General features: G+C 73.3%; 25 protein-coding genes. 13 read left to right on the plus strand and 12 right to left on the minus strand.

Features of this window, described 5'->3' with window-relative positions; genetic code table 11:
- The first annotated feature begins 69 nt into the window (after positions 1-69).
- The gene (locus tag FHX73_RS22610; protein WP_145906743.1) at positions 70-1710 is read left to right on the plus strand and encodes an isovaleryl-CoA dehydrogenase; all 1641 of its coding nucleotides are present in this window, start codon (positions 70-72) and stop codon (positions 1708-1710) included.
- A gap of 7 nt (positions 1711-1717) precedes the next feature.
- On the opposite strand, the gene FHX73_RS22615 is transcribed toward FHX73_RS22610, so the two are convergent.
- The 3 genes from FHX73_RS22615 to FHX73_RS22625 all read right to left on the minus strand — a co-directional run bounded on the left by FHX73_RS22615 (position 1718) and on the right by FHX73_RS22625 (position 4715).
- On the minus strand, positions 1718-2293 hold the full coding sequence (locus FHX73_RS22615; protein ID WP_170305000.1) for a GNAT family N-acetyltransferase: 576 nt from the start codon (positions 2291-2293) through the stop codon (positions 1718-1720).
- An 84-nt stretch (positions 2294-2377) separates the two neighbouring features.
- Positions 2378-3034, minus strand: a complete 657-nt coding sequence (locus tag FHX73_RS22620) for a nitroreductase family protein (protein ID WP_145906745.1) — start codon at positions 3032-3034, stop codon at positions 2378-2380.
- A 43-nt stretch (positions 3035-3077) separates the two neighbouring features.
- Positions 3078-4715: an ABC-F family ATP-binding cassette domain-containing protein gene (locus FHX73_RS22625; protein ID WP_145906746.1), complete on the minus strand. Its 1638-nt coding sequence runs from the start codon at positions 4713-4715 to the stop codon at positions 3078-3080.
- A 287-nt stretch (positions 4716-5002) separates the two neighbouring features.
- Between FHX73_RS22625 and FHX73_RS22630 the strand changes: the two genes are divergently transcribed.
- Positions 5003-6619 (plus strand): ABC-F family ATP-binding cassette domain-containing protein, encoded by a 1617-nt coding sequence (locus FHX73_RS22630; protein WP_145906747.1) that lies wholly within the window; start codon positions 5003-5005, stop codon positions 6617-6619.
- A gap of 87 nt (positions 6620-6706) precedes the next feature.
- Here the strand turns inward: FHX73_RS22630 and FHX73_RS22635 are convergent, their stop codons facing one another.
- Positions 6707-8023 (minus strand): hypothetical protein, encoded by a 1317-nt coding sequence (locus FHX73_RS22635; protein ID WP_145906748.1) that lies wholly within the window; start codon positions 8021-8023, stop codon positions 6707-6709.
- Positions 8024-8061: 38 nt separating this feature from the next.
- On the minus strand, positions 8062-8595 hold the full coding sequence (locus tag FHX73_RS22640) for a SigE family RNA polymerase sigma factor (protein ID WP_145906749.1): 534 nt from the start codon (positions 8593-8595) through the stop codon (positions 8062-8064).
- A gap of 99 nt (positions 8596-8694) precedes the next feature.
- Between FHX73_RS22640 and FHX73_RS22645 the strand changes: the two genes are divergently transcribed.
- Together FHX73_RS22645 and FHX73_RS22650 are read left to right on the plus strand one after the other, a co-directional pair.
- Positions 8695-8922, plus strand: a complete 228-nt coding sequence (locus tag FHX73_RS22645; RefSeq protein ID WP_145906750.1) for a hypothetical protein — start codon at positions 8695-8697, stop codon at positions 8920-8922.
- Positions 8922-9293 (plus strand): toxin Doc, encoded by a 372-nt coding sequence (locus tag FHX73_RS22650; protein WP_145906751.1) that lies wholly within the window; start codon positions 8922-8924, stop codon positions 9291-9293. The genes FHX73_RS22645 and FHX73_RS22650 overlap by 1 nt, the downstream gene beginning before the upstream one ends.
- 25 nt (positions 9294-9318) lie before the next feature.
- On the opposite strand, the gene FHX73_RS22655 is transcribed toward FHX73_RS22650, so the two are convergent.
- The 6 genes from FHX73_RS22655 to FHX73_RS22680 are packed head-to-tail and all read right to left on the minus strand — an operon-like array spanning position 9319 to position 15359.
- Positions 9319-9966, minus strand: coding sequence for a Pr6Pr family membrane protein (locus FHX73_RS22655; protein ID WP_145906752.1), 648 nt, complete (start codon positions 9964-9966; stop codon positions 9319-9321).
- A gap of 49 nt (positions 9967-10015) precedes the next feature.
- Positions 10016-10753 (minus strand): response regulator transcription factor, encoded by a 738-nt coding sequence (locus tag FHX73_RS22660; protein ID WP_145906753.1) that lies wholly within the window; start codon positions 10751-10753, stop codon positions 10016-10018.
- Positions 10750-12003, minus strand: coding sequence for a sensor histidine kinase (locus FHX73_RS22665; protein ID WP_145906754.1), 1254 nt, complete (start codon positions 12001-12003; stop codon positions 10750-10752). The genes FHX73_RS22660 and FHX73_RS22665 overlap by 4 nt, the downstream gene beginning before the upstream one ends.
- A 58-nt stretch (positions 12004-12061) precedes the next feature.
- Positions 12062-12850 (minus strand): GNAT family N-acetyltransferase, encoded by a 789-nt coding sequence (locus FHX73_RS22670; RefSeq protein WP_145906755.1) that lies wholly within the window; start codon positions 12848-12850, stop codon positions 12062-12064.
- Positions 12847-13644, minus strand: a complete 798-nt coding sequence (locus FHX73_RS22675) for an EI24 domain-containing protein (protein WP_145906756.1) — start codon at positions 13642-13644, stop codon at positions 12847-12849. Before FHX73_RS22675 ends, FHX73_RS22670 begins: the two co-directional genes overlap by 4 nt.
- Before the next feature lie 35 nt (positions 13645-13679).
- Positions 13680-15359, minus strand: coding sequence for an SNIPE associated domain-containing protein (locus FHX73_RS22680; RefSeq protein ID WP_211786237.1), 1680 nt, complete (start codon positions 15357-15359; stop codon positions 13680-13682).
- A gap of 359 nt (positions 15360-15718) precedes the next feature.
- Here FHX73_RS22680 and FHX73_RS22690 point away from each other — a divergent pair, with 359 nt between their 5' ends.
- From FHX73_RS22690 to FHX73_RS22705, 4 genes are all read left to right on the plus strand, one after another.
- Positions 15719-16867 (plus strand): CaiB/BaiF CoA transferase family protein, encoded by a 1149-nt coding sequence (locus FHX73_RS22690; protein ID WP_425461447.1) that lies wholly within the window; start codon positions 15719-15721, stop codon positions 16865-16867.
- Complete coding sequence (locus tag FHX73_RS22695) at positions 16864-18078, plus strand: acetyl-CoA C-acetyltransferase (RefSeq protein WP_145906758.1); 1215 nt, start codon at positions 16864-16866, stop codon at positions 18076-18078. Before FHX73_RS22690 ends, FHX73_RS22695 begins: the two co-directional genes overlap by 4 nt.
- A 19-nt stretch (positions 18079-18097) precedes the next feature.
- A complete protein-coding gene (locus FHX73_RS22700; RefSeq protein WP_145906759.1) occupies positions 18098-20266 on the plus strand; it encodes a 3-hydroxyacyl-CoA dehydrogenase NAD-binding domain-containing protein in 2169 nt (722 codons plus the stop codon).
- 173 nt (positions 20267-20439) lie between these two features.
- Complete coding sequence (locus tag FHX73_RS22705) at positions 20440-20889, plus strand: MoaF-related domain-containing protein (protein WP_145906760.1); 450 nt, start codon at positions 20440-20442, stop codon at positions 20887-20889.
- Between the two features lie 58 nt (positions 20890-20947).
- On the opposite strand, the gene FHX73_RS22710 is transcribed toward FHX73_RS22705, so the two are convergent.
- Positions 20948-22171 (minus strand): glycoside hydrolase family 183 protein, encoded by a 1224-nt coding sequence (locus FHX73_RS22710; RefSeq protein WP_145906761.1) that lies wholly within the window; start codon positions 22169-22171, stop codon positions 20948-20950.
- Between the two features lie 296 nt (positions 22172-22467).
- Between FHX73_RS22710 and FHX73_RS46390 the strand changes: the two genes are divergently transcribed.
- The 5 genes from FHX73_RS46390 (at position 22468) to FHX73_RS22735 (ending at position 25899) form a co-directional block, all read left to right on the plus strand.
- On the plus strand, positions 22468-23448 hold the full coding sequence (locus FHX73_RS46390; protein WP_246213663.1) for a helix-turn-helix domain-containing protein: 981 nt from the start codon (positions 22468-22470) through the stop codon (positions 23446-23448).
- A gap of 46 nt (positions 23449-23494) precedes the next feature.
- Entirely contained in the window at positions 23495-23842 is a 348-nt protein-coding gene (locus tag FHX73_RS22720; protein ID WP_145906762.1) for a hypothetical protein, read from the plus strand.
- 9 nt (positions 23843-23851) lie between these two features.
- Positions 23852-24121, plus strand: a complete 270-nt coding sequence (locus tag FHX73_RS22725) for a hypothetical protein (protein WP_145906763.1) — start codon at positions 23852-23854, stop codon at positions 24119-24121.
- Between the two features lie 276 nt (positions 24122-24397).
- Positions 24398-24832, plus strand: a complete 435-nt coding sequence (locus FHX73_RS22730; protein WP_145906764.1) for a hypothetical protein — start codon at positions 24398-24400, stop codon at positions 24830-24832.
- A gap of 179 nt (positions 24833-25011) precedes the next feature.
- Complete coding sequence (locus FHX73_RS22735) at positions 25012-25899, plus strand: peptidoglycan-binding protein (RefSeq protein ID WP_211786238.1); 888 nt, start codon at positions 25012-25014, stop codon at positions 25897-25899.
- Positions 25900-25966 lie beyond the last annotated feature (67 nt).

The following is a 25966-nucleotide window of genomic DNA, read 5'->3' on the forward strand; positions in this document are numbered from 1 at the left end:
GGGACTCCCCAACCGCCGGGTGATGCGGCACCCTGGACCTGATACTTACTCGCGAGTAGGGAGCAGGCCGTGCCGCACACCCACGAGGTCGTCAACCAGGTTCCGCCGCCGTACGGGCACGACGTCGCCGAGGACCCGGCGATGCTCGCCGCGGTGCGGCGCGCCGGGGCGGCCTGGGTGCTGCCCGAGCTGCACGGGCTCGGGCGGCTGGCCGGCACCGAGCAGGCCGCCGAGTGGGGCCGGCTGGCCAACGAGAACGAGCCGGTGCTGCGCACCCACGACCGGTTCGGCCACCGGATCGACGAGGTCGAGTTCCACCCGGCCTGGCACCAGCTGATGACCGTCGCCGTCGAGCACGGCCTGCACGCCGCGCCCTGGCAGGACGCCCGGCCCGGCGCGCACACCGCCCGGGCCGCCAAGTTCTACCTGTGGAGCCAGGTGGAGGCCGGCCACGGCTGCCCGATCTCGATGACCTACGCCGCCGTGCCGGCGCTGCGCGCCACCCCCGAACTGGCCGACCGGCTGGAGCCGCTGCTGGCCGCGCCGGTCTACGACTTCGGCCTGCGCGAGCCGCACGGCAAGCGCGGCCTGATCGCCGGCATGTCGATGACCGAGAAGCAGGGCGGCTCGGACGTGCGGGCCAACAGCACGGTGGCGCTGCCGGCCGGCGACGGCACCTACCACCTGACCGGCCACAAGTGGTTCACCTCGGCCCCGATGTCCGACGTCTTCCTGACGCTGGCTCAGGCGCCCGGCGGGCTGAGCTGCTTCCTGCTGCCCCGGGTGCTGCCCGACGGCACCCGCAACGCGCTGCGGATCCAGCGGCTCAAGGACAAGCTGGGCAACCGCTCCAACGCCTCGGCCGAGCTGGAGTACGAGGAGGCGGTCGGCTGGCTGGTCGGCGAGGAGGGCCGGGGCGTGCGGACCATCATCGAGATGGTCAACATGACCCGGCTGGACTGCACCCTGGGCGCCGCCGCCGGGATGCGGCTCGGTGCCCAGCGGGCGATCCAGCACGCCCAGCACCGCCGGGCCTTCGGCACCGAGTTGATCCACCAGCCGCTGATGCGCAACGTGCTCGCCGACCTGGCGCTGGAGTCGGAGGCGGCGACCACGGTCGCGCTGCGGCTGGCCGAGTCCACCGACCGCTCGCTGGGCGGGGACGCGCAGGAGAGCGCGTTCCGCCGCCTGGCGCTGGCCGTGACCAAGTACTGGGTGTGCAAGCGCGGCCCGGCGCACGCGGCCGAGGCGCTGGAGTGCCTGGGCGGCAACGGCTACGTGGAGGAGTCCGGCATGCCCCGGCTCTACCGGGAGGCCCCGCTGGTCTCGATCTGGGAGGGCTCGGGCAACGTCGCCGCGCTGGACGCGCTGCGCGCGATGGCCCGCAGCCCCGAGTCGGTGGAGGCCTTCTTCGCCGAGCTGTCCGGGGCGGCCGGCGCCGACCGCCGGCTGGACGCGGCCGTCGCCGAGCTGCAGAAGCAGCTCGGCGACCAGGCCGAGATCGAGTACCGCACCCGCCGGGTGGTCGAGGCGATGGCGGTCACCCTGCAGGGCGCGCTGCTGGTCAAGCACGCCGAGCCGGCGGTGGCCGACGCGTTCTGCGCCTCCCGGCTCGGCGGCGACCACGGCGCCGCCTTCGGCACCCTGCCGACCGGGGTGGACACCGAGGCGCTGATCTCCCGCGCGGCCCCGGTGCCCGCCCAGGGGTGACGGGACGTCAGCGCTCCTTGATCCAGATCAGCTTCCGGCCGGTCTCGGCCGGGGCGCTGGCCGGCCGCTCGGCCACCCGGTCCAGCCGGTAGCCGAGCTTGCGCGGCACCGCCGCGCTGGCCGCGTTGGCCTCGTCGCAGTGGATCTCGACCCGCTCGACGTCGGGCAGGGCGAGCGCGGCGACGGTCAGCGCGGCGGCGCCGTTGGTGGCCAGCGAGCGACCGGTGTGCCCCAGGTCCACCCAGTAGCCGATCTCCAGGGCGCCCGGGCCGATCCGCCGGTGCAGGCCGAACATGCCGAGCACGCTGTCCGGCCGGTCGGCCCGCCCCAGCACGTACATGTAGTCCGAGCCCTCCTCCCAGAGCTGCCAGCCGACCCGGGTCATCTCCTGGGTGTGCGCCAGGGTCGGCGCGGTGTCCGCCCAGACCATCCAGGGCCGCAGGTGGTCGATGTTGCGCACGATGGCGGCGTTCACCGGGTCCGCGTCCGCCAGGGTGCGGCGGCGCAACAGGAACCCGTCGGGCAGGTCCAGCAGCTCAGGGGGGCGGGTGCAGCCGGCGGTGACGTCCTCGGTGTGGTTCACGCTCAGCATGATGACAGCAGCACGGTGCCCCCGACCAGGCGATACCTCGGTGTCAGAGGCGTACCCGGTCAGAGACGTACCCGGTCAAAGGCGGACCAGCACCTGGTCCAGCTCCTTGCGGTGCAGATCCGGCACCCGGGCGTCCTCGGCCGGGTAGCCGACCGGGATCACGTAGGCGGCGCGCTCCTCGGCCGGGCGCTCGCAGACCTCGTTGAGGAACTTCATCGGGCTCGGCGTGTGGGTCAGGGTGGCCAGCCCGGCCTGGTGCAGGGTGGCGAGCAGCAGGCCGACCGCGATGCCGACCGACTCCTTGGTGTAGTAGGGGCGCGGCGACTCGGGCCCCTTGTGCACCTCGAAGACCACGATCACCGCGGGCGCGTCCTCCAGGAAGGGCTTGTGCCAGTCGGTGCCGATCGGCTCCAGCGCGGCCAGCCACTCGGCGGAGGCGCGGTGGTCGTAGAACTCCCGCTCCTCGGCCTCCGCCGCCTCGCGCAGCCGGCGCTTGCGCTCCGGGTCGGTGATCACCACGAACCGCCAGGGCTGCACGTGGGCGCCGCTGGGCGCGGTGGCGGCGGTGCGCACCGCCCACTCCAGCACGCCCTCGGGCAGCGGCCGGGGGGAGTAGTCGCGGACGGTGCGGCGCCGGGCCATCACCTCGTGGAAGCTCCGGGCGCGGTCCGCGGCCTCGTGGGCCGGGACCGCCATCGGGTGCAGCGGGACGGTGGGGTGAGACGTCGTCATACGACGGAGTATGAGAGCCCCCGGGGTGGTCTAAACCTCTGCCCTAGAGCTCCGTCAGCTTCCCGTCGGCCACCGTGATCCGGCGGTTCACCGCGACCGACTCCAGCATCCGCCGGTCGTGGGTGACCAGCAGCAGGGTGCCGGTGTAGGAGGCGAGCGCCTGCTCCAGCTGCTCGATGGCCGGCAGGTCCAGGTGGTTGGTGGGCTCGTCCAGCACCAGCAGGTTGACGCCGCGGGCCTGCAGCAGGGCCAGCGCCGCCCGGGTCCGCTCGCCGGGGGAGAGGGTCTCGGCGGGGCGCAGCACGTGCACCGCCTTCAGGCCGAACTTGGCCAGCAGGGTGCGGACATCGGCGTCGGACAGCTCCGGCACCGCCGCGCCGAACGCGGTCATCAGGTGCTCCGGGCCGAAGAACAGGCCGCGGGCCTGGTCCACCTCGCCGACCACCACGCCGGAGCCGAGCGAGGCCTGCCCGGCGTCCAGCTCCAGCCGGCCGAGCAGGGCGGCCAGCAGGGTGGACTTGCCGGCGCCGTTCGCCCCGGTGATCGCCACCCGGTCGGCCCAGTCGATCTGCAGGTCCACCGGGCCGAAGGCGAACTCGCCGCGCTGGACGGCGGCCTGACGCAGCGTCGCCACCACCGAGCCGGAGCGCGGGGCGACGGCGATCTCCATCTTCAGCTCCCACTCCTTGCGGGGCTCCTCGACCACCTCCAGGCGCTCGATCATCCGCTGGGTCTGCTTGGCCTTGGCGGCCTGCTTCTCCGAGGAGGAGGTCTGCGCGGCCTTGCGCATCTTGTCGCTGTCCGGGCTCTTCTTCAGCGCGTTGCGCACGCCCTTGTCCGCCCAGCCCTTCTGCATCCGGGACCGGGCCTCCAGCGAGGCCTTGGTGTCGGCGTACTCCTCGTACTCCTCGCGGGCGTGCCGGCGGGACCGGGCGCGCTCCTCCAGGTAGGACTCGTAGCCGCCGCCGTAGAGGTTGACCTGCTGCTGGTGCAGGTCGAGCTCCAGCACCCGGGTGACCGTGCGGGCCAGGAACTCGCGGTCGTGGCTGATCAGCACGGTGCCGGCGCGCAGGCCCTTGACGAAGGCCTCCAGCCGGTCCAGGCCGTCCAGGTCGAGGTCGTTGGTGGGCTCGTCGAGCAGGAAGACGTCGTAGCGGGAGAGCAGCAGCGAGGCCAGGCCGGCCCGGGCGGCCTGGCCGCCGGAGAGCGAGGTCATCGGCTGGTCCAGGCTGATGGTGAGGCCGAGCGAGTCGGCCACCTGCTCGGACCGCTCGGCCAGGTCGGCGCCGCCGAGGTTCAGCCAGCGGTCCAGTGCGGTGGCGTACTCGTCGTCGGCGCCCGGGGTGCCGGCCACCAGGCCCTCGGTGGCCGCGTCCAGCGCGGCCTGGGCGGCGGCCACGCCGGTGCGGCGCTCCAGGAAGTCGCGCACCGACTCGCCCGGGCGGCGCTCCGGCTCCTGCGGCAGGTGGCCGACGGTCGCGCTCGGCGGGCTGAGCGCGATGCTGCCGTGCTCCGGCCGGTCCAGGCCGGCCAGCAGGCGCAGCAGGGTGGACTTGCCGGCGCCGTTCACCCCGACCAGGCCGGTCACCTCGCCGGGGGAGACCACCAGGTCGAGGCCGCTGAAGAGGGTGCGCTCGCCGTGGCCGGCGGCGAGGTCCTTGGTGACGAGTGTCGCGCTCATGATGCCCCGATCCTAAACGGCCAGCCCGACGCGCCGGGAAAACCCTTTGCACGTCCCGGCCCGGCTTTGTACCGTAGTGCTCGTTCGTTCGCCGGAAATCCTGAACTGGAGAAGGCCGTTGCTCTACTGAGGTCCTGAGACACCGCTCACCGCGCTGGTTCCGTCGCGCGGTTTCCCTGAGCGTGCCAGTGATCTCGGTGTGGAGCCTTCCGTTCCCCCGTGCACTCCCTCTTCGCGGTGTCTCCCGTGCTGCCAGTCCACATCCAGGTGAGCCCCAGGAGGCCCCCATGGCAACACCCACCACCGCGATCCTCTGCACCGACCTCGGCTTCGAGTGGCCGGACGGCAAGCCCGTCCTGGACGGGTTCCACCTCGCCGTCGGCCCCGGCCGCACCGGTCTGATCGGCCTCAACGGGGCCGGCAAGTCCACCCTGCTCAAGCTGCTCGCGGGGCAGCTCACCCCGACCGCCGGCACCGTGCGGATCGCCGGCGAGGTCGGCTACCTGCCGCAGGACCTCACCCTGGACACCTCGCTGCGGGTCGACGAGGCGCTCGGCATCCGGGCCCGCCGGGAGGCGCTGCACGCGATCGAGTCCGGCGACGTCGCCGAGGAGCACTTCGCCGTGCTCGGCGACGACTGGGACGTCGAGGAGCGGGCCCGGGCCACCCTGGACCGGCTCGGCCTCGGTGCGCTCGGGCTGGACCGCACCACCGGCGAGCTCTCCGGGGGCGAGGCGGTGCTGCTTCGGCTGGCCGCGCTGCTGCTGGAGCGGCCGGACGTGCTGCTGCTCGACGAGCCGACCAACAACCTCGACCGGACCGCCCGCGAGCGGCTCTACGAGACCGTGGCCGGCTGGGGCGGTGTGCTGGTGATCGTCAGTCACGACCGCGAACTGCTGAACCTGGTGGACCAGATCGCCGACCTGCGGGACGGCGAGGTCACCTTCTACGGCGGCAACTACGCCGACTACGAGAAGGCGCTGGCCGCCGAGCAGGAGGCGGCCGAGCGGCTGGTCCGGGTGGCCGAGGCCGATGTCCAGCGCCAGCAGCGGGACTTGGCCGAGGCCAACGTCCGGCTCGCCCGCAGCGCCAGCTACGGCAAGAAGAAGTCGGCGCAGCGCAACGACCCGAAGATCCTGGCCGGCGCCTTCAAGCGCAAGGCGGAGAACACCGCGGGCCGGGTGCGCGGCATGCACACCGAGCGCCTCACCGAGGCCAAGGAGCGGCTGGTCGCCGCGGAGGAGGCGTTCCGCGAGGACGCGGAGATCCGGATCGACCTGCCGCGCACCGAAGTGCCTCCCGGGCGCACGGTGCTGACGATGGAGCGGGTGCGCCTGCCGCACGGCGGGCGGGTCGAGCGGCTGGAGCTGCGCGGCCCAGAGCGGGTCGCGCTGGTCGGCGACAACGGCTCCGGCAAGACCACCCTGCTGCGCACCATCGCCGGTGAGATCAAGCCTCTGGAGGGGGAGATCACCACCCGCGGGGAGATCCGCCACCTGCCGCAGCGGCTCGACCTGCTGGACGACTCGCTCAGCGTGGTGGACAACGTGAAGGCGCTGGCGCCCGGGATCGGCGACAACCTGGTGCGGGCCCGGCTGGCCCGGTTCCTGTTCCGCGGGCGGCGGGCCGACCAGCAGGCCGGCACGCTCTCCGGCGGCGAGCGGTTCCGCGCGACGCTGGCCGCGCTGCTGCTGGCCGACCCGGCCCCGCAGTTGCTGCTGCTCGACGAGCCGACCAACAACCTCGACCTGGCCAGCATGCGCCAGCTCACCGAGGCGATGGAGTCGTACCGGGGTGCCTTCGTCGTGGTCAGCCACGACCTGGAGTTCCTGCGCCGGCTCGGCATCACCCGCTGGCTGCGGGTGGACCCGGAGACGGGTGTGCGGGACGCCGGGCCGATGTGACGGGCGCGGCACCTGATGTGACGCTTCGTCAGCCGGCGACGCCGCGGCGCTGGTCCGCCCCCTGCGGACCGGCACCGCGGCGCGGGCTCACCCGGCCGGGGTGCGCCAGCTCGGGCTGAGGGCCATCGCCGTCAGCTGGTCCACCGTCAGGGGCGGCTGGGGGCGGGTGACGCCGCCCTTGAAGTCGGTGCTGTTGAAGGACTCGATGCCGATCAGCAGCTTGTTCGGGGTGAGGATCCTCGCCTCGTTGCGGACCACGCCCCGGTAGTTGGCGAACGGGTCGTCGTGGGAGGTCAGCACCTTGGTCCCGTCGGGCTCGGTGGTGGCGCCGGTGAACTCGGTGGTGATGTCCCCGCCGCTGAACCGGCCCGGCTGGAAGCTGCTCCAGTCCTCGACGGTGACCCGCACCAGGCTCTTCCCGTGCCCGTCGTTCACCTGGAAGCTGGCGAAGGAGTCCTCGCCGCCGGGCGTCAGCTCGGTCAGGCCGTTCGGCAGCAGCGCGGCGGCGGTGCCCAGGATCTGCTGCAACGGCACGGGCCGGGAGCTGCCCGCCGTCGGGTCGATGTCGGACAGGCCCGACTTCACACCCGTGGTGACGGATTGCCAGACCTGGTCCTGGGCCAGCGCGGCGAGCTGGTCGGTGCTCAGCGGCGGGGTGGGGCGGCCGGCCTTCGCACCGTTCGGGGTCTCGTTGGACGAGGCGGCGGTCACCACCAGGCCGTCCGGACGCTCCAGGTCCGCCGACCAGTTCAGCATCGTGTCGCCGGCGAAGACGTTGGTGCGCTTGATCGTGCGCAGGTAGCTGTTGTCGGCCAGCTGGACCCTGGTGCAGGCGGTGTTCGGGTCCGGGGTGGTCGAGCAGGTCAGGCCGGACAGCGAGAGGTCGAGCGGGTTCGGGAAGACCCGGACGTTGATCGACACGGCGCCCTGGCCCTGACCGTCGGTCACGTTGAGCAGGGCGAACGGCCCGTCCGCCTTGACGTTGGGGTTGTTGACGGCGCCCTGGACGATCGAGGTGCCCGGCTGGAAGCCGGCCGGCACCCGCTGCTTGAGCAGGGCGAGCATCTGCTCGCCGGTGACCGGGGCCGGGGCGGGGCCGGCACTGGCGCCGGCGCTCGCACTGGCGCTGGCGGCGGAGCCCGGGGTGCTCACCACGGCGGTGGCGTGCTTGTCGGCCTGGGCGGTGCCGTGGGCACCGCCCTGCAACTGGGCGGTGGCCAGGCCCGCACCGGCCACCACCGCCGCCGCGGCGGTGCCGGCCACCAGGTTGCGGCGCAGCTTCTTGCGGCGGCCGCGGCGCTGCGCGCCGGCGGCGAGCAGCTCGACCGCCGGTTCGGGGGAGCCGGCGACGGCAGCGCGCAGTGCGGCGCCGAACTCCTCCTCGTACTCGTGCTCGTGGGACATGACTCGGTGCACCACTTTCTGGACTGGGTGAAGGATGGTCAGCGCGGGAAGCGCTCGGCGAACGAGTCGCCGAGCTGGGCCCGCAACCGGCCCAGGGCGCGGTGGCTGCGCGAGCGGACAGCGGAGGTGGTCAACTGCAGGGCGGCGGCGGTCTCCTCGACACTGCGGTCCTCCCAGAACCGCAGTACCAGCACCGCACGGTCCTGCCGCGACACCTGCTGCAACGCCTGGAGCAGCGTCACGCGAAGGGCCGGGTCGCCGTCGGTGACGGCGAGTTCGGGGAACTCACCGGTGACCTTCTCGGTGCTGCTGCGGCGGCGCCGCAGCGAGAGGAAGGTGTTGACCAGGACGGTCTGCGCGTACCCGGCCGGGTTCTCCAGCCGGGACACCCGCCGCCATCGGACGAACATCCGGCTGAGGGCCTCCTGCACGAGGTCCTCGGCGAGATGGACGTCGCCGCCGGTGAGCAGGTAGGCCGTCCGGTAGAGCGGCCTGCTCCGCGCAGCGGCGAACTCCAGGAAGGTCGGCGGAGCCCCCGGAGCAGCCGGTTCGGTCGTCGGTGAGTGGTCCATGCCTGCCTAACGCGGTGGGTCCGCGATCCTGTTGCAGGGCGGATGCGGAAAGTTCCGGCGGCCTGTCAGGGCCGGTACCGCTCCGGTACCCTGAGCCGCATGCCAGCTCTCAACATCGAGTACACCGAGGCGGAACTGGCCGCGATTCGTGAGGCGGCGGCGGCCGACGGCAAGAGCGTCAAGGCGTACGTGCACGATCTGAGCGTGCGCGAGCAGCAGCGCCGCACCTTCGTCAACCACGCGGTGGCGTTCTGGAACGCGCACCTGGAGGAGTTCGACGCCGCCTTCCCGGAGGACGCGCCGACGGCGCGGCGCAGCGTGGCCTGATGATGCTGCACGTCGACATCCGCTGGCTGCTCGACGTCCAGGAGCAGGCCTCGCCCGAAGACCTGAGCGTGCGGGACTACTCCGCGCTGCAGGCGGCGGTGGCCCGGCACCGGGTGAACACCGCGCAGCTCGGGCACGACGCCGATCCCTCCTGGTGCGCCGCGGCGTTGATGCACACCATCGTGCTGCTGCGGCCGCTGCCGGTGCGCAACAACCTCTACGCCTGCATGGCGACGGCCGCCTACATGCACGCCGCCGAGGAGGGGATCGACCCTCCGTACGGCGCGCTGGTGGAGCTGGCCCGGGACGTGGCGGCGGCGAAGGCGGACATCTTCGGGGCGGCGGAGCGGATCCGGGCCTGGCGGATCTGACGGTGTGCCTGTCGCTGACGGGTGCTCAGCCGGTGGCGGGGCGCAGGCGCCCGCGCACCGCGGTGCCGAGGCGGTCCAGGCCCACCACGGCGCTCGCCAGCACGATGAACTCCACGGTCAGTTGGGCGATCTGCAGCCAGACGTAGCCGTAGCCGTGGCCGCTCGGGTCGAAGAAGAAGTACGGGTACTTGTTCGGGAAGCCGGGGAAGAGCGCCGCCCGGACCATCACCACGGCCGCGTAGCCGAGCGGGAAGCTCAGCCAGAGCGGCAGGTCCTTCCAGCGGGAGGCGTTGCGCGGCCCGAGGCAGAGCCAGTCCGCCAGCACCATGACGGGCGTGGTGTAGTGCAGGAAGAAGGTGGACCAGTTCTGCAGCCGGTCCGGACCGGAGACCAGGCCCGGCAGCGGATCGGCCCCGTGGTTGAGCAGGAAGTGCGCGACCAGGCCGGTGATCAGGATGTAGAGCGTGACCGCCCCGCGCAGCCGGGGCGCCGGCCCCTCGGCCGTGTCGCGCGCGGCCATCCAGTACAGCGCCCCGGCGAAGTAGCCGAGGACCATCACGTTGGACTCGACGGTGAAGTAGACCAACGAGCCGTCACCGGTGACCAGCCCCAGCCCGGCCGACAGGACGATGGCCAGGCGCCACCAGAATGCGGGTCTGATCCAGGGGCGCATCGTGATCACCAGTTCGGCGGTGGGGGTGGGCTGCGGGCGAGGCCGTACTCTACCGCCGGGCAGCGGATTTCGGGAGGACGAAGCCCGCCTCGTAGGCCGTGATCACCGCCTGCGTCCGGTCGCGCGCACCCAGCTTCGACAGCACCGCCGCGACGTGCGACTTCACCGTCTCGGGGCTGACCACCAGCTCGCCGGCGATCTCACTGTTGCTCAGGCCGGTGGCGACCAGCCGCAGCACCTGCTGCTCGCGGTCGGTGAGGCGGGCGACCGAGCGGGCGGCCGCCGCGTCCCCGGCCGCTCCGGCGGTGCCCGGGGCCCGGCCGGCGGCCAGCTCGCGGATGGCCGCCGGGTAGAGCAGCGAATCGCCGCGCGCCACCAGCCGCACCGCCTGCAGCAGTTCCTCGGCGCTGCTGCGCTTCAGCATGAACCCGGCGGCCCCGGCGCGCAGCGCCTGGTAGACGTAGTCGTCGTGCTCGAAGGTGGTGATCACCAGGATCCGGGGCGGCTCGGGCAGGGCGGCCAGGATCAGCTCGGTGGCACGGATGCCGTCCAGTGGTGGGGGTACCTCCCGGCCGCCAGGCTGGGGGCGCATGCGGACGTCCATCAGCACCACGTCGGGCGCCGTCTCGCGGACCAGCGGCAGCACCTCGCTGCCGTCTGACGCCTCGCCGACCACGGTCAGGTCGGGCTCGCTCTCCAGCACCACCCGCAGGCCGAGGCGGACCAGCCGCTCGTCGTCCGCGATCACCACCCGGACCGGTGCGCCGCTCCCTTCGACCCGGCTCATGCCGCCCCCACCGGGAGCCAGACCGCCAGCCGCCACCGGCCGCCGTCGGCCGTGCGCCCGCTCTCGCAGCCGCCGCCGCGCGCGGCCGCCCGCTCGGCCACCCCGCGCAGCCCCCGCCCGCCGCCGGGGCGGCTCGGCCGGTCGGCCCCGATCGGGTTGGTCAGTTCCACCATCAGCCGTCCTCCCTCGATGTCGAGCCGCAGCTCCGCCGGCACCGGCCCGGCGTGCCGCAGCACATTGGTCAGGCCCTCCTGGACGATCCGGTACGCCTCCCGGGAGAGCGGCTCGGACAGCCCGGCCACCTCCGGCGCGGCCCGGGCCGTCACCTCCACCCCCGCCAGCGCGAGCTGACGGACCAGCAGGTCGAGCGCCGCCAGAGTGGGGCCGTTGGCCTCCGCCGGCTCGACCTCCTCGCGCAGCACCCCGAGCACCGTGTCCAGCTCGCCCACCGCATCCCGGGCGACCTCCTCGATCGCCCGCAGCGCCTCGGCCGCGAAGGCCGGATCCCGCTCCAACACCCGGCGGGCGGCGCTCGCCTGGATCGCCACCGCGCTGAGCGCGTGCCCCACCGAATCGTGCAACTCCCGGGCCAGCCGGTTGCGCTGGGCCAGCACCAGGGTGCGCCGCTCGGCGGCGGCCAGCCGCTCCTCGGCCGTCGGCCCCAGCAGGGCCGGCGCACAGCGGGCGAGCAGCGCCCCCGCCGCCGCGACCACCAGCACCAGCGCGACCAGCAGCCCGAGGCCCACCAGCGCCGTGACCGGGGCGGACCGGCCGACCAGGTCGCTCACCTGCCGGTGCGTGGTCGGGCCGGTCAGCCGGAGCGCCACCGCCCACAGCAGCACGGCGGCCGGCGGGGTGGCCAGCGAGAGCCCGCTGACCACGCCGCCCACCAGCAGGTACAGCGCGAACCAGTGCGCCGTGCGCCGCTGGGCCGCCCAGCCGGCCGGCGGGCCGTGCGCCAACTCGCCCTCCCGCACGCCGGCCAGGGCCCGCGCCGCCGCCACCAGCAGCACCCGGGCCACCGGCAGCAGCGCCGCCACCCAGGCCATCGGCAGGGCGAGGGCCAGCGCCACCAGCTGGATCAGCACCGAGCGCACCGGATCGGTCCGCTGCCCGCCCGGCGAGAGCATGAAGGCCGCCAGCACCGACCCCAGCAACCAGAACGGCATCAGCAGAGCGCCGCCCAGCACCAGGTGCACCCACCGCACCCGGGCCGTGCGCCCCAGCAGAGAAGCCGTCAGCTTTCGCATACGGCGAATCTACGGGGCGTGCCGTGACGGCGCGTCAGACGTTCGGCTGATACCCCCATCACCCGTTGGGGGGAGGGGTCCAGAGGTGGATCGTGCAGCTGGTGAGCGCCCGGAAGCCGAGCCGGCGCAGGATCGGCGCGCTCCGCGCCGAGGCGTCCACGTGCAGGTAGCGGTGGCCGTGCTCGGCGGCGATCCGGGCCCGCTGGGCGACCAGCGCTCGGTAGGCGCCCCGCCCCTGCCACTGCGGGTGTGTGGAGCCGCCGAGCAGGGTGGCGAAGTCGGCCCCGTCCCGCAGCACCAGCCAGCCGGCGCAGACCAGGGTGCCGTCGGCCGCCTCGGCGAGGGTGATCGCGGTCCGTTCCGGCCGGTGCGCCAGCCGGGCCCGCAGCACCCCGGCGAGGAAGGAGAGGTCCTGGTCCCAGACGGTGCAGTACAGCTCGGCGATCCGGTCGGCGTCCGCCGGGTCCTCGGTCCGGCGCAGGGCGAACCCCGGCGGCGGCCCGCCGTGGTCGGCGAGGCCGGCCGCCTCCCGGACCAGGACGGTGCTGCCGGGCTGCGCCGCCAACCCGGCCGCCCGCAGCCGCTCGGGCAGTTCGGTCGGCCGGTCGTGCCCGCGGACCTTCCACTCCAGCGCCTCGCCGCGGGCCGCGAAGTGGTCGATCTGGCGCCGGATCAGCCGGTCCAGCTCGGCGCCGCGCACCCCGAGGTCGGGCGGGCCGGAGACGAAGCCCCGGCGCCCGCCGGTGACCCGGAGCAGCGGCCCGTCCCGCTCGGTCACGGTGCCCGGGTTGTCCAACGAGCCGCGCAGCTGCCGGTCGTAGAGGTCTAGTAACGCTGAGTCGCTCACCGGTACGACTGTACGCCCGGCGGCTGCTGGTACGGGTTCTCTTGGTACGGATTCCCGGAGTACGGACTCCTGGGGAACGGCTTCTGACGGGCCGCCAGCTGGTCCGCCACCAGCAGCGCCGCCCCCACCACCGCGCCGGGCATCAGCAGCACGGTGGCCAGCGGCACCAGGAAGGCCAGCACCAGCGGCGCGCCGAAGCCGACCGCCAGCATCCGTCGCCCGCGCAGCCGCTCGGTCGGCGGCACCCCGTGCAGGTCGAAGGCGAGCCCGGTGAGCTCGACGGTGAGGAAGTACCCGGTCACGCAGACCCCGAGCACCGGCGCCGCGAGCTGCCCGAGCAGCGGGACGCAGCCGAGCAGGAAGAGCGCCACGCCGCAGGCGGCCGTGCGCAGCCCGATCCGCAGGCCCGCGAGCAGGGAGTCGAGCAGGCCGACCTCCGGCGCCCCCTGCGGCGGCGGCGCCACCTCGCGCACCAGCCGCTCGTAGAACGGCTGACCGATCGTCAGCGTCAACCCGGTGAACGCCACCACCGAGACCAGCACCCCGAGGCCGATCAGCAGCGCCGTCGCCAGGTCGCGGAACGCCGTCCGCCAGCCCTGGCTCCAGTGCGCGGCGAACGGCGTCGCCGCGTTCACCAGGTCGCCCGCCCACCACACCAGCGCGCCGAGCGCCGCGCCGACCAGCACGGCGGCGATCAGCGCGGGCACCACCCCGAAGAACCAGCGGCGCGGCCGCCGCGCCACCCACAGCTGCCCGCGCCACAGCGCACCCACACCCGCAAACAGGTCACCCATGGGCGAACACCATAGGGCCCGTCAGCGGCTCCGGGTCAGGCCGCCGCCCCGCCGGTGCTGGCCCGCCACTCCAGCGCCTCCGCCTGGTCGGTGAACTCCACCAGGTGCTGCCCGGCGAACTCCGCCAGCGCGTCGCGCACTTCGCCCGGCGTGACGTAGAAGAACTCCCGCCGGCTGTTGACCCGGTTGACCCGCCGGTCGGCGAAGTGCTGGTGCAGCCGGGTCTCCAGGCTGACCGCGTCCTCGCTGAAGATCAGTGCGTGCACGTCGTAGCGGAACGGCACCGAGGCGCCGCTCAGCTCGCTGATCCGGTCCAGCGGTTCGAGGCGCCGGGTCAGCCCGATCTTCACCATCCGGTCGCCGAACGCGCCGACGTTGGAGATCACGTACACGTAGCCGGTGCGGATGTTCGCCGCCCGCGCCTCGACGGCCCGCAGCGCCTCCTCGATCTCGTCGAGCTTGGCCCGCATCCGGTCGGCCGCCGGGAGGTCGCCGCGCTCCCGCAGCCGCGCGATCGCCGACTGCACGTGGTCGCGCTCCTTCTCCAGCTTGGCCTGCTCGCGCTCGAACTCCCGCTGGGCCTTCTCCTCCTCGCGCTGCCGGGCGCGCAGCTCGCGCTGCAGCTCCTTCTCCTCCTCCTTCTTCTGGAGGTGGTCGGCGGTCAGGTGCAGCTCCCGGACGCGGGCGTCGTGGTACTCGTCGGATATCCGGATCTGCATGGTGGCGCCGAGCTTGGCGATCGTCTCCCGGGTCTTGTACAGCCGGTCCACCAGCGGGCCTATCCGGTGCGGGCGCATGGTCCGGACGGCCTGGTCCGCCTCCGCGTTGTACGCCCGGAGCATCAGCTTCGAGAAGTCCTTGACCATCTTGGTGCCCTGGCGGGAGGAGCCGTTGACGGTCCAGTTGGTGATGGACAGCACCGCCTGGCCGTTGCCCGCGAGCCGCTTGATGTCGGCCTGGATGGTCTCCAGGCGGGTGCGGTAGGCGATCGCGTCGTCGAGCGGGTGGTGGTAGCGGTAGACGCCCACCTCCTGGAGCATCACGGCTTCCTCGGTGACGACGGTCCGCGCCTGGATCTCGGTCAGCCGCAGCTGTGCCGCGGCCGTGTCGCGCAGGCAGGCCTCCAGGCCCTTGCGCGCCCGATCGGCGGCCCGCTCGGCCTCCTTGGCGGCGTCCTGCTCGCGCTTGGCGCCCTGCTTGGCCTCGCGCAGCAGCTCCCGGGCCTGCGCCTCGGCCGCCGTCCGGGTCTCGCGGGCCTGCGCCTCGGCGGCGGCGAGGGCCTCGCGGGCGTCCGCCTCGGCGGCGGCGAGGGTCTCGCGGGCGTCCGCCCCGGCCTCCTCGCGGATCGCGGCGGCCTCGGCGCGGGCCCGGGCGAGGGCGTCCAGGGTCTGCGCCGCGTCCAGCCCCTGGGTCTCGGTCACCCAGGCGCGCAGCTGGGCGAGTTCCTCGTTCTCCTTGCCGCGGCCCCGGCCGAACAGCCCGGAGCGCTTGGCGTCCTTGCCTTCCTTCCCCTCCAGGTTCCACTGCGGGGGCACCGGCAGCGGCGCCCAGAGCGGCTGTTGCGGGCGCGGCGCGGTCTCCGGGGCCGCCGTCCAGAGCTGCCACCCCGGCGGCGGGGGCGGCCAGCTCGGGTCCGGCTGCCAGCCCGGGGGCGGGGTCCAGTCGGCGGGCGGCGGCGGCCAGCCGGGCGGCGGGTTGAAGCGGTAGGAAGACATCGGATCCGTACGGTGTGGAGAGATGGTGAGCTGCCGGTGTGGGCTCGTGTGGACCCTTCATGGTGGCACGCCCGTGCGGGGGAAACTCCGGTTCGCCGAAAACGAGTTCGGTTCCAGGGACGTTCGTCGGAAGTCGCCGGGACCGACGTCCCGATCGGGCTGGTGGATCGTGGCGTCGGCCCTTGTTACTGGCGGGTCACCGGCATACCATCCCGGGTGTTACAGCTTTACTGTCACGCTCGCGAGGAGGCGATCGCGTGGTCGAGGCCAGCGCCGGTGCGGCCCCCACCGGAGGCGGAGCCCGAGCCGGAGCCCGAGCCGGAGCGGGTGCCCGAGCCGAGGGCGGCCCGCTGGCCGGCGTGCGGGTGGTCGAGCTCGCCGGGATCGGGCCGGGACCGTTCGCCGGGATGCTGCTCGGCGACCTCGGCGCCGACGTGGTGCGGGTGGACCGGCCGTCCGGCTCGCCGCTCGCGCAGGAGCCGGTGCACGACCTGGCCAACCGCAACAAGCGCTCCGTGCTGGTCGACCTCAAGGCGCCGGACGGCCCCGAGCGGGTGCTCGCCCTGGTCGAGCGGGCCGACCTGCTGATCGAGGGCTACCGCCCGGGCGTCGCCGAGCGGCTCGGCGTCGGACCCGGGGCCTGCCTGGCCCGCAACCCCGCGCTGGTCTACGGCCGGATGACCGGCTGGGGCCAGAGCGGCCCGCTGGCCGCCACCGCCGGCCACGACATCGGCTACACCGCGCTGACCGGCGTGCTCGGCATGATCGGTCCCGCCGACGGCCCGCCCTCGATCCCGGTCAACCTGCTCGGCGACTACGCCGGCGGCTCGCTCTACCTGGTGGTCGGCCTGCTCGCCGCCCTGCACCACGCCCGGGCCACCGGCGCCGGGCAGGTGGTGGACGCCGCGATCGTCGACGGCACCGCCCACCTGGCCACCATGTTCTGGGGCCTGCTCGCCCAGGGCAGCTGGCAGGACCAGCGCGGCGTCAACCTGCTGGACGGCGGCGCCCCCTGCTACGCCGTCTACCCGGCGCGCGACGGCGGCCAGTTCGCGGTCGGCGCGCTGGAGCCGCAGTTCTACGCCGAGTTCGCCCGGCTGCTGGAGCTCGGGCCGGACGCGCCCGCCCAGTACGACGCGGAGCGGTGGCCCGAACTGCGAGCACTGATCGCAACACGGTTCGCTGCTCGCACGACCGCCGAGTGGCGCGCCGTCTTCGCCGGCACCGACGCCTGCGTCACCGAGGTCCTGACGCTGCGCCAGGCCGCGGCCGACCCGCACCTGACGGCCCGTGGCACCTACCCGACCTGGCACGGCGTCACCCAGCCCGCCCCCGCCCCGCGGTTCTCCGCCACGCCCGGAGCCCTGCGCCGCCCGCCGGCCCGCCCGGGCGCCGACACCGCCGAGGTGGCCCGCGACTGGGGCGTCCCCCGGCTCGCAGTCCCACAGCTCGCAGTCCCACAGCTCGCACCGCGGCACCAACCCGACCATCCAGAGAGGTCATCGTGAGCACCGAAGCGTACGTCTACGAGGCGATCCGCACCCCGCGCGGACGCGGCAAGGCAGGCGGCTCCCTGCACGGCACCAAGCCGATCGACCTGGTGGTCGGCCTGATCAAGGAGATCCAGACCCGGCTGCCCGGCCTGGACCCGGCCGCGATCGACGACATCGTGCTCGGCGTGGTCAGCCCGCACGGTGACCAGGGCTCGGACATCGCCCGGATCGCCGCGATCGCCGCCGGCCTGCCCGACACGGTGGCCGGCGTGCAGGAGAACCGCTTCTGCGCCTCCGGCCTGGAGGCCGTCAACCTGGCCGCCGCCAAGGTGCGTTCGGGCTGGGAGGACCTGGTGCTGGCCGGCGGCGTCGAGTCGATGTCCCGGGTGCCGATGGGCTCCGACGGCGGCGCCTGGGCGATGGACCCGATGACCTCCTACGCGGTGAACTTCGTGCCGCAGGGCATCGGCGCCGACCTGATCGCCACCCTCGGCGGCTACTCCCGCGCCGACGTCGACGGCTTCGCCGCCGAGTCGCAGGCCCGCGCCGCCAAGGCGCAGGCCGACGGGCTGTTCGACCGCTCGGTCGTCCCCGTGCTGGACCGCAACGGCCTGGTGGTGCTGGGCCGCGACGAGTACCTGCGCCCGAGCACCACGGTGGAGACGCTGGCCGGCCTCAAGCCCGCCTTCGCCACGATCGGCGACCAGGGCGGCTTCGACGCCGTCGCGCTGCAGAAGTACCACTGGGTCGAGCAGATCGACCACGTGCACACCGCAGGCAACTCCTCCGGCATCGTGGACGGCGCCTCGCTGGTGGCGATCGGCTCGCGCGAGGTCGGCGAGCGCTACGGCCTGCGCCCGCGCGCCCGGATCGTCTCCGCGGCCGTCTCCGGCTCCGAGCCGACCATCATGCTGACCGGCCCGGCCCCCGCCACCCGCAAGGCGCTGGCCAAGGCCGGCCTGCGGGCGCAGGACATCGACCTGGTCGAGATCAACGAGGCCTTCGCCGCCGTGGCGCTGCGCTTCATGGACGAACTCGGCTTCCCGCACGAGAAGGTGAACGTGAACGGCGGCGCGATCGCGCTCGGCCACCCGCTCGGCGCCACCGGCGCGATGATCCTCGGCACGCTGATCGACGAGCTGGAGCGCCGCGACCTGCGGTACGGACTGGTGACCCTGTGTGTCGGCGGCGGCATGGGCGTCGCCACCATCGTCGAGCGAATCTGATCTCCTGGAGCCCCTGATCATGAGCGAGCAGAACGTCATCCGCTGGGAGCAGGACCAGGAGGGCATCGTCACCCTCGTCCTGGACGACCCCAACCAGTCCGTCAACACCATGAACTCCGCGTTCACCGAGCAGTTCCAGCAGGTGGTGGCCCGGCTGGCCGGCACCGAGGGGCTGCGCGGCGTGGTGATCACCTCCGCCAAGAAGACCTTCTTCGCCGGCGGCGACCTGAAGATGCTCGGCGCCGTGCGGCCCGAGGACGCCGGGGAGTTCATGGCCGGCAGCCTGCGGCTGAAGCAGGCGCTGCGCACCCTGGAGACGCTCGGCAAGCCGGTCGTCGCCGCGATCAACGGCAGTGCGCTGGGCGGCGGCTTGGAGCTGGCCCTGGCCTGCCACCACCGGATCGCGCTGGACACCCCGAAGAGCCGGATCGGCTTCCCCGAGGTGACCCTCGGCCTGCTGCCCGGTGGCGGCGGCGTGGTCCGCACCGTGCGGCTGCTGGGCATCGCGGACGCGCTGCTGAAGTGGCTGCTGACGGGCCGTCAGTACCGCCCGGCGGCCGCCGTCGAGGCCGGCCTGGTGCACGAACTGGCGAGCACCCAGGAGGAGCTGCTCGCCAAGGCGCACGCCTGGATCGCCGCGAACGAGACCGCCCAGCAGCCCTGGGACGTCAAGGGCCACCGGATCCCCGGCGGAACCCCGGCCTCGCGCGGCCTGATGGCCCAACTGCCCGCCTACCCGGCCAACCTGCGCAAGCAGCTGAACGGCGCGCCCTACCCGGCTCCGCGCAACCTGCTCGCGGCGGCCGTGGAGAGCAGCCAGGTCGACGTGGACACCGCCTTCGTCATCGAGGCGCGCTACTTCACCGAGCTGGCCTGCGGGCAGACCGCGAAGAACATGATCCAGGCGCTGTTCTTCGACATGAACGCCGTGAACGCCGGCGCCTCCCGGCCGACCGGGCAGCCGGAGCGCAAGGTCGCCAAGGTCGCGGTGCTGGGCGCCGGCATGATGGGCGCGGGCATCGCCTACTCCTGCGCCAAGGCCGGTATGCAGGTGGTCCTGAAGGACGTCACCGTCGCGGCCGCCGAGCACGGCAAGGCCTACGCCGCGGGCCTGTTGGACAAGGCGGTGGCGCGCGGCCGGAGCACCGCCGAGCAGCGCGACGAGCTGCTGGCCCGGATCACCGCCACGGCGGACGTGGCCGACCTGGCCGGCTGCGACGCCGTGATCGAGGCGGTGTTCGAGAACGTCGAGCTCAAGCACAAGGTGTTCCAGGAGGTGCAGGGCGTGCTCGCGCCCGACGCGCTGCTCTGCTCCAACACCTCGACGCTGCCGATCAGCCTGCTGGCCGAGGGCGTCGAGCGGCAGCAGGACTTCATCGGCCTGCACTTCTTCTCGCCGGTGGACAAGATGCCGCTGGTCGAGATCATCAAGGGCGTGCGGACCGGCGACGAGGCGGTGGCCCGGGCCTTCGACCTGGTGCGGCAGTTGGGCAAGACGCCGATCGTGGTCAACGACTCGCGCGGCTTCTTCACCTCGCGGGTGATCGGGCAGTTCATCAACGAGGGCGTGGCGATGGTCGCCGAGGGCGTCGCGCCGGCCAGCATCGAGCAGGCCGCCGCCCAGGCGGGCTACCCGGCCAAGGTGCTCTCGCTGCTGGACGAGCTGACCCTCACGCTGCCCCGCAAGATCCGCGGCGAGGCCCGCCGGGCGGTCGAGGAGGCCGGCGGCAGCTGGGTGGAGCACCCGGCCGACGTCGTCTTCGACCGGATGGTCGAGGAGTTCGGGCGTCCGGGCCGCAGCGGGGGAGCGGGCTTCTACGACTACGACGAGAGCGGCAAGCGCGGCCGGCTCTGGCCGGGCCTGGCCGAGCACTTCCCGGTCGCCGCCGAACAGCCGCCGTTCCAGGACCTGGTGGAGCGGATGCTGTTCGCCGAGGCGCTGGACAGCGTGCGCTGCCTGGAGGAGGGCGTGCTGACCTCGGTCGCCGACGCCAACGTGGGCTCGATCCTCGGCATCGGCTACCCGGCCTGGACCGGTGGCGTGCTGCAGTACGTCAACGGGTACGACGGCGGCCCGGCCGGGTTCGCGGCGCGGGCGCGGGAGTTGGCGGCGCAGTACGGCGAGCGGTTCGCGCCCCCGGCGATGCTGGAGCGGATCGCGGCGGAGGGCGGGCGGTTCACGGACTGAGTCCGGGAGCCCCTCGGGCCGCTGGAGGGGACGCGGGCGCACCCGCGTCCCCTCCAGCGGCCCTCGGCCGGCTCGTCCCTCCAGCGCGGCCCTCGGCCGCCCGTTCCTTTAGCGCGGCCCTTGGCGGCCCTGGCACGCTGCGGCTCCCGAACCTCTCCCTGGGAGCAGCGAACATGACGCTCAACCGGATCGCCCGCCTCGCGGCCACGGCCCTGCTGGCCGCCGCGACCCTCACCGCGGCCGACGCCCTCACCACCGGTACCGCCCAGGCCAGTTCCGCGCCGGGCTGCGCCGGCCTGGTCGGCAAGTCGGTGGACGTCACCCTCGACAACGGCCTGGAGACCCGCTTCGACTTCGCCGCCGACGGCAGCCAGGTCACGGGCACGGTCGAGGCGGCGGGCCAGTCCGGCGCCGTCGTCGGCGTGGTCAACACCGTGCCGATCGCCCTCGGTCAGGCCGCCAAGAACGTGTACTTGGTGAACTGGAACGAGGCGGGCCAGCTCACCATCAGCGTGACGCTGAACCTCAAGGCGAAGACCGCGCAGACCTACTACTCCTACCCGAGCGGCGGCGACGTGCGGGCCGGCGAGCTGCACCGAGGCACCCTGCGCTGCCTGGGCTGACGGCGGGCGGTGGGTCTGGCGGGTGCAGCGGGCGGGAGCGCCCGCCGCACCCGCGCGCTCACGGGTTGATGCCGTCGTACTGGAGCACCCGGTAGGGCGACTGCCCCTGCTGGCCGTTCCACTGGGAGACCATCAGGGTCAGCGAGTTGGCGTTCGCGCTGCCGGGGTGGATGTAGCCGCCGTAGAGGAACGGGACCTGCGGCAGGCCCCAGTGGTTCGGCACGGTGGTGTTGCCGGCGATCTGCGGCTTCGGCGCCGTCCAGACCGCGTCCGGGCGCGGCGCGGTGCGGGTGCAGATCGAGTAGTCGTTCACGTCGAAGTAGCTCATGCAGTAGGTGCCGTTGATCAGCTTGACCGAGAACTCCCCGATGTTGTTGCCGGAGAGGATGATCGACGGCGGGGCCGACTGGGTCCACTGCCAGGAGCCGTTGAGGTAGGCCCAGTTCTGCTGGGCGCCGAAGTTGCCGGCCCGGAAGTCGGCGGGCTGGATGCGGAAGAGCTGGATCGCGCCGCCGTCGGCGGTGTTGCGGTGGGTGCCGTTCCAGCGCTTCGAGAAGATGTAGAGCCAGCCGTCCGGGTCGATGCCGGCGAAGGACCACATGCCGTACAGCGACTGGTTGGTGCCCTGGGTGTCGCCGGGCCAGTGGTACGAGTAGTCCTGCCAGGTCACCCCGTAGTCGTCGGAGTACGCGACCCCCGACATCAGCGAGCCGTCGTAGCCGGCCGGCGGGGCCCAGGTCGCCACCGAGGTGTACTGGATGTAGGTGCGGCCGCCGAACTCGATGCAGTCGTTGGGGATCCGGCTGAACTCCCAGCCGTAGCCGTTGTCCGTCTGGTGGGTGTAGTTGAACAGCTGGTTGGCCTGGCCGCCGGCGGGCATCGCCCAGCTGAACGAGATCGGCGAGCCGCCGGAGTTGTCGAAGTTCGCCTGGTTGAGCATCACCGGCGAGCCCAGGTAGGTGCCCTGCTGGGCGGCCTGCGCCCAGGAGTCGCCGAAGACGTAGCCCCAGGAGCCGTCGTGCTGGCGGAAGTAGGGGATGCCGAGGTCCCCGGAGCCCAGGCCCTGCGCGCTCGCCGAGTCGCCGGGCGTGTCGCAGAGCGCGGCGCCGGACTGGAGCATCGGTGCCCGCACCGCGCGGGGAGTGCCGGGGCCGGCGGGAGCGGCGGCGGCGGAGCCCGCGGCGGCGCCGAGCAGACCGGCGCCCAGTGGCAGGCCCGCGCCGGCCCGGAGCACCGAGCGCCGGCTGAGTCCGCCGTGATCCGGCTGGGAAGGGGTGGACATCGGGTGAGCCTCCAGGAGAGGGGTGCGGGGAGCGGCGGCGCGCACGGGCAGATCCTGTGGAGAGCGAGCCGCGGCACCCGCGAAGCGATTGGATGTGGGTGCGCCGGACGTGCCGTACCCCATCCAACGCGGCCCGGGGCGCACCGTCACGGCCTGTCCGCCCGCTCGGACAAAGCCCGGACAAAGGCCGGACAACGATCGGAAGCGGTGTCGGACAGCCGTGTCGGACAACGGTGCCGGACAGTGGAGTCGGACAACGGTGCCGGACACTGGCACCCGAGAGGGAGGGACAGCAGGTGGGACGGCAGGAACAGCCGCTCGACGCCGGGGATGGCCCGCTCGCGCGCTTCGCCCTGGACTTGCGCGAACTGCGGCGCCGGGCCGGCAGCCCGCCCTACCGCCGGCTCGCCGCCCTCGCCAACTACTCCGCCTCCACGCTCGCCGAGGCGGCCGCCGGGCGCCGGCTGCCGAGCGATGTGGTGCTGGCCGCCTTCGTCACGGCCTGCGGGGGCGACCCGCAGGAGTGGGAACGCCGCCGGGTGCACACCCACCTGCTGATCACCCGACCGCCGGAGGCGGCGGCCGAGCCTGACCGTCCGTCAGCTGAGCTCACGTCGCCTGACGGTCCGGAACCCGAGGCCCCGTCAGCGCCGCTCCCGGCACCCGCACCGGCGCGACGGCGGCGTCCGCTCGCCCCGCTGCTCGCCGCGCTGCTCGCCCTCGTGTTCAGCGCCGCCGTGCTGGGCGACTCGGTCGCCTCGGGAGTCCTGGCCGCTCCCGCCGCGCGGGTGGCGCCGCTGCGCGACACCGCGCGGTGGCTGCGCCCGGGCAGCGACATCCCCGCCCGGTACCGGGACCTGATCGTCGAAGCCGGCACCGGCTGTCCGGCGGAGGAGGTCACCCCGGCCCTGGTCGCGGCCATCCTCCAAGCCGAGAGCGGGTTCGACCCGAACCTGAGCGACCCGGCGAAGGACGAGTACGGCATCGCCCGCTGGACGCCCCGGGTGCTCCGCTACTACCTGCCGCCGGACCGTCAGGGCACGTTGCCCGTACCGCCGTTCCCGCCCGGGGAGTCGATCCTCGCCGTGGGCCGGATGCTGTGCGCGATCGCCCCCGAGCTGCAGGGCGTCCCGGGCGACCCGGCGCTCAACCTGGCCGCCTCCTACGAGACCTCGACCTGGGTGGTGCAGCAGCGCGACCAGGCCAGGCTGGCCGCCATCCAGCCCTACCTGGCCGAGGTCGGCGTCGAGCTCCCGCGCTACCGCCCGACCGCCTAGCGGTCCGTTGCGCGCCTCCGGCCGGGACTGCCCGCCCGGTGGACAAATGATCTTGCACTTAGCTGCCAAGCGACTTGGTGCCACCTCTGAAGCCGTGACACCGCCTCGTGCGGACGGCAGGATCTTCCTCAGCACCGGGGAACGCCGCGAGAACCGGGACGAGTTCCAGGAACCGTTCACGGGAACGGCGTTGGTTACCAAACAGGGGAGAACAGTCGTGGGTCACTCGATACGCATCGCATGCGCCGCCATGGTCGTGGCGTTCACCGTCGGCCTGGGCGCCACCGCCGCGAGCGGCACCGTCGTCGCGGATCAATCGCCCGCCCAACACGGCGTCACCCACCACGGTTTCGACTGGGACGGCGCCCGCCTCGCAACACCCGCACAGAGTTGACCGGATTCCGTGCAGCTGGTCGCGGTGACCCTCATCTGTCCTGATCCTCCGTCATCGCAGCTGACGGCCGCAGCCGTCACCGATCTGATCTGGGTCCACAGCCGACACGAGGACCGGGTGGAACACATCCGAACCCGTGTCGAGCTCAACCGCTGCCGCATCGCCGCCGCGATCATCGCGGCCACTCCGGATGCGGCGATCGCGAACCTGCGCCGCGTCTGCGAGCGCGCCCTGCAGCACGCGCCGGCCCTGCGCAGTTGGTGCCTCGACCGCGCGTAGGGCCTCCACGAACCGAGCACGCCCGACTGTGACGGCCCTGATGACCGGCGCAGAGCGGTCGTTGCCACGGGCTCTTCCACCTCATCCGCCGGTGTCCGCGCGCACTGATGTGCCCGGCTGGCGACAGGTGACCTGACCCGCACCGGAGCGCGTCGTCAACTCCGCATCAGGAAGCGGCAGTTCGACCTGCCCGCGCACCGGGGTCAACTCAACGTCTCGGCGACGGCCGAGGACATCTCCGTCATTCCCTTTTCCCTGAAAGAAGGTCGTTCCACCATGGCTATCCTGACCAAGATCGCTGCCGTCGCCGCCCTCGCCGTGCCGCTGCTCGTCGCGGTTCCCGCGACCGCTCAGGCCTCCACCCCGTCCGGCTGTTCCAGCGTCGCGCAGATCGGCAGCACCGCCTACCTCAACGTCGGCGGGGAGACGATGGCGTCGGTGAAGCAGTACAAGGGCTGCGGCAAGAACTACTCCTACGTGTACGTGTGGCAGGGCTACCGCTCCTCGCACAGCAGCTGGGACGTGTGCGCGTCCATCGTCACCGGCGGCGGGCACGACCTCCAGGACCCGATGTGCGGCCACAACAGCGTGGAGCTGTGGTCCCAGGGTGCCGCCACCCTGTCGCAGTGCACCCAGGCCCTGGGCTTCAACGGGCTCGGCCCCATCCCCTACCCCGGCGACGTCGCGGTGAAGACCGACGTCCGCTGCTGACCCCTCGGCACACGGCGACCGCCGTGGCGCCGAGGCCCACGGCGACCGTTGCCGCCTGACCGGCGGACCCCTCGAAGCCGGTCGTGTCCACCGCCCTCCAGCAGACCTCCCGCCCGCCGGCGTCCGACATCGGGACGAGGTCAGGGCCGATCTTCCACCGAGTAAGAAGGAACCACCGCATGGCCCTCGCCATCAAGACCCGCAACACCGCAACCCGGCTGCTCACGGCCGCCGCCGTGCTGAGCGGCCTGGTGCTCAGCGCCGCACCGGCCCACGCGGCAGCCACGCCGTCCCACACCGAGGCGTCGGCCTCCGCCGCCGCGCTGCCCGCGGTGGACATGGAAGCCGTCGTCCTGGCCGCCCAGATCGATCCCCGACGCGCCGACCACACGCTCACCCCCGGGGCGCATGACTCGGTCATGGCCGTCGAACAGGCCCTGGAAGCCCGTCACTTGCTCGACGCCCGCTGGGTGAACGGGTACTTCGGCACCACCGCCATCGGCGCCTACGCGGCCTTCCAGCGCTCCCTCGGCTACACCGGCCTGGCCGCCAACGGGCTGCCCGGCGCCTCCTCCCTCGCCACACTCGGGCAGGGGCGGTACACCCTCATCCACCAGATCGGACCGGGTGCGCGCCTGCAGCGCGACGGATACACCATCGACACCCGCACCCAGCAGATGCTCACCGAGGCCGAGCGCCTCCTGGGCTTCCACCTCACCCTGTCGCAGGGCTCCTACAACCCCGGCGGCGACCCCACCTCCGCGGGCACCCACGACGGCGGTGGCGTCGTGGACGTCAACATCGACGGGATGTCCAGCACCACCCGCACCGCCGTCGCCCGGGCCCTGCGCGAGGTCGGATTCGCCGCCTGGGTCCGCAACCCCAGCCAGGGCGACTGGCCGTGGCACATCCACGCCGCGGCGATCAGCGACACCGATCTGTCCACCCAGGCCCAGAACCAGACCGGTGACTACTACCTCGGCTTCAACGGCCTGGCGAACCACGGCGCCGACGACGGCCCCCGGATCCCCATCCAGACCTGGGAGCAGTACCAGCGCAGTCACTGAGTGATCGGGTGCTGCACCACCTGATCACGAACGAAGCACGACCGAAGCACGACCGAAGCACTTCTGA

The organism is Kitasatospora viridis, from assembly GCF_007829815.1.
Classification (GTDB): Bacteria; Actinomycetota; Actinomycetes; order Streptomycetales; family Streptomycetaceae; genus Kitasatospora; species Kitasatospora viridis.

Coding starts and splice junctions, on each gene's coding strand:
- FHX73_RS22620 (WP_145906745.1), bottom strand. CDS start 3,034: ATGACGACGTCTCACCCCACCGTCCCGCTGCACCCGATGGCGGTCCCG.
- FHX73_RS22625 (WP_145906746.1), bottom strand. CDS start 4,715: ATGAGCGCGACACTCGTCACCAAGGACCTCGCCGCCGGCCACGGCGAG.
- FHX73_RS22630 (WP_145906747.1), top strand. CDS start 5,003: ATGGCAACACCCACCACCGCGATCCTCTGCACCGACCTCGGCTTCGAG.
- FHX73_RS22635 (WP_145906748.1), bottom strand. CDS start 8,023: ATGTCCCACGAGCACGAGTACGAGGAGGAGTTCGGCGCCGCACTGCGC.
- FHX73_RS22640 (WP_145906749.1), bottom strand. CDS start 8,595: ATGGACCACTCACCGACGACCGAACCGGCTGCTCCGGGGGCTCCGCCG.
- FHX73_RS22645 (WP_145906750.1), top strand. CDS start 8,695: ATGCCAGCTCTCAACATCGAGTACACCGAGGCGGAACTGGCCGCGATT.
- FHX73_RS22650 (WP_145906751.1), top strand. CDS start 8,922: ATGATGCTGCACGTCGACATCCGCTGGCTGCTCGACGTCCAGGAGCAG.
- FHX73_RS22655 (WP_145906752.1), bottom strand. CDS start 9,966: ATGCGCCCCTGGATCAGACCCGCATTCTGGTGGCGCCTGGCCATCGTC.
- FHX73_RS22660 (WP_145906753.1), bottom strand. CDS start 10,753: ATGAGCCGGGTCGAAGGGAGCGGCGCACCGGTCCGGGTGGTGATCGCG.
- FHX73_RS22665 (WP_145906754.1), bottom strand. CDS start 12,003: ATGCGAAAGCTGACGGCTTCTCTGCTGGGGCGCACGGCCCGGGTGCGG.
- FHX73_RS22675 (WP_145906756.1), bottom strand. CDS start 13,644: ATGGGTGACCTGTTTGCGGGTGTGGGTGCGCTGTGGCGCGGGCAGCTG.
- FHX73_RS22680 (WP_211786237.1), bottom strand. CDS start 15,359: ATGTCTTCCTACCGCTTCAACCCGCCGCCCGGCTGGCCGCCGCCGCCC.
- FHX73_RS22700 (WP_145906759.1), top strand. CDS start 18,098: ATGAGCGAGCAGAACGTCATCCGCTGGGAGCAGGACCAGGAGGGCATC.
- FHX73_RS22705 (WP_145906760.1), top strand. CDS start 20,440: ATGACGCTCAACCGGATCGCCCGCCTCGCGGCCACGGCCCTGCTGGCC.
- FHX73_RS22710 (WP_145906761.1), bottom strand. CDS start 22,171: ATGTCCACCCCTTCCCAGCCGGATCACGGCGGACTCAGCCGGCGCTCG.
- FHX73_RS22720 (WP_145906762.1), top strand. CDS start 23,495: ATGATCTTGCACTTAGCTGCCAAGCGACTTGGTGCCACCTCTGAAGCC.
- FHX73_RS22730 (WP_145906764.1), top strand. CDS start 24,398: ATGGCTATCCTGACCAAGATCGCTGCCGTCGCCGCCCTCGCCGTGCCG.
- FHX73_RS22735 (WP_211786238.1), top strand. CDS start 25,012: ATGGCCCTCGCCATCAAGACCCGCAACACCGCAACCCGGCTGCTCACG.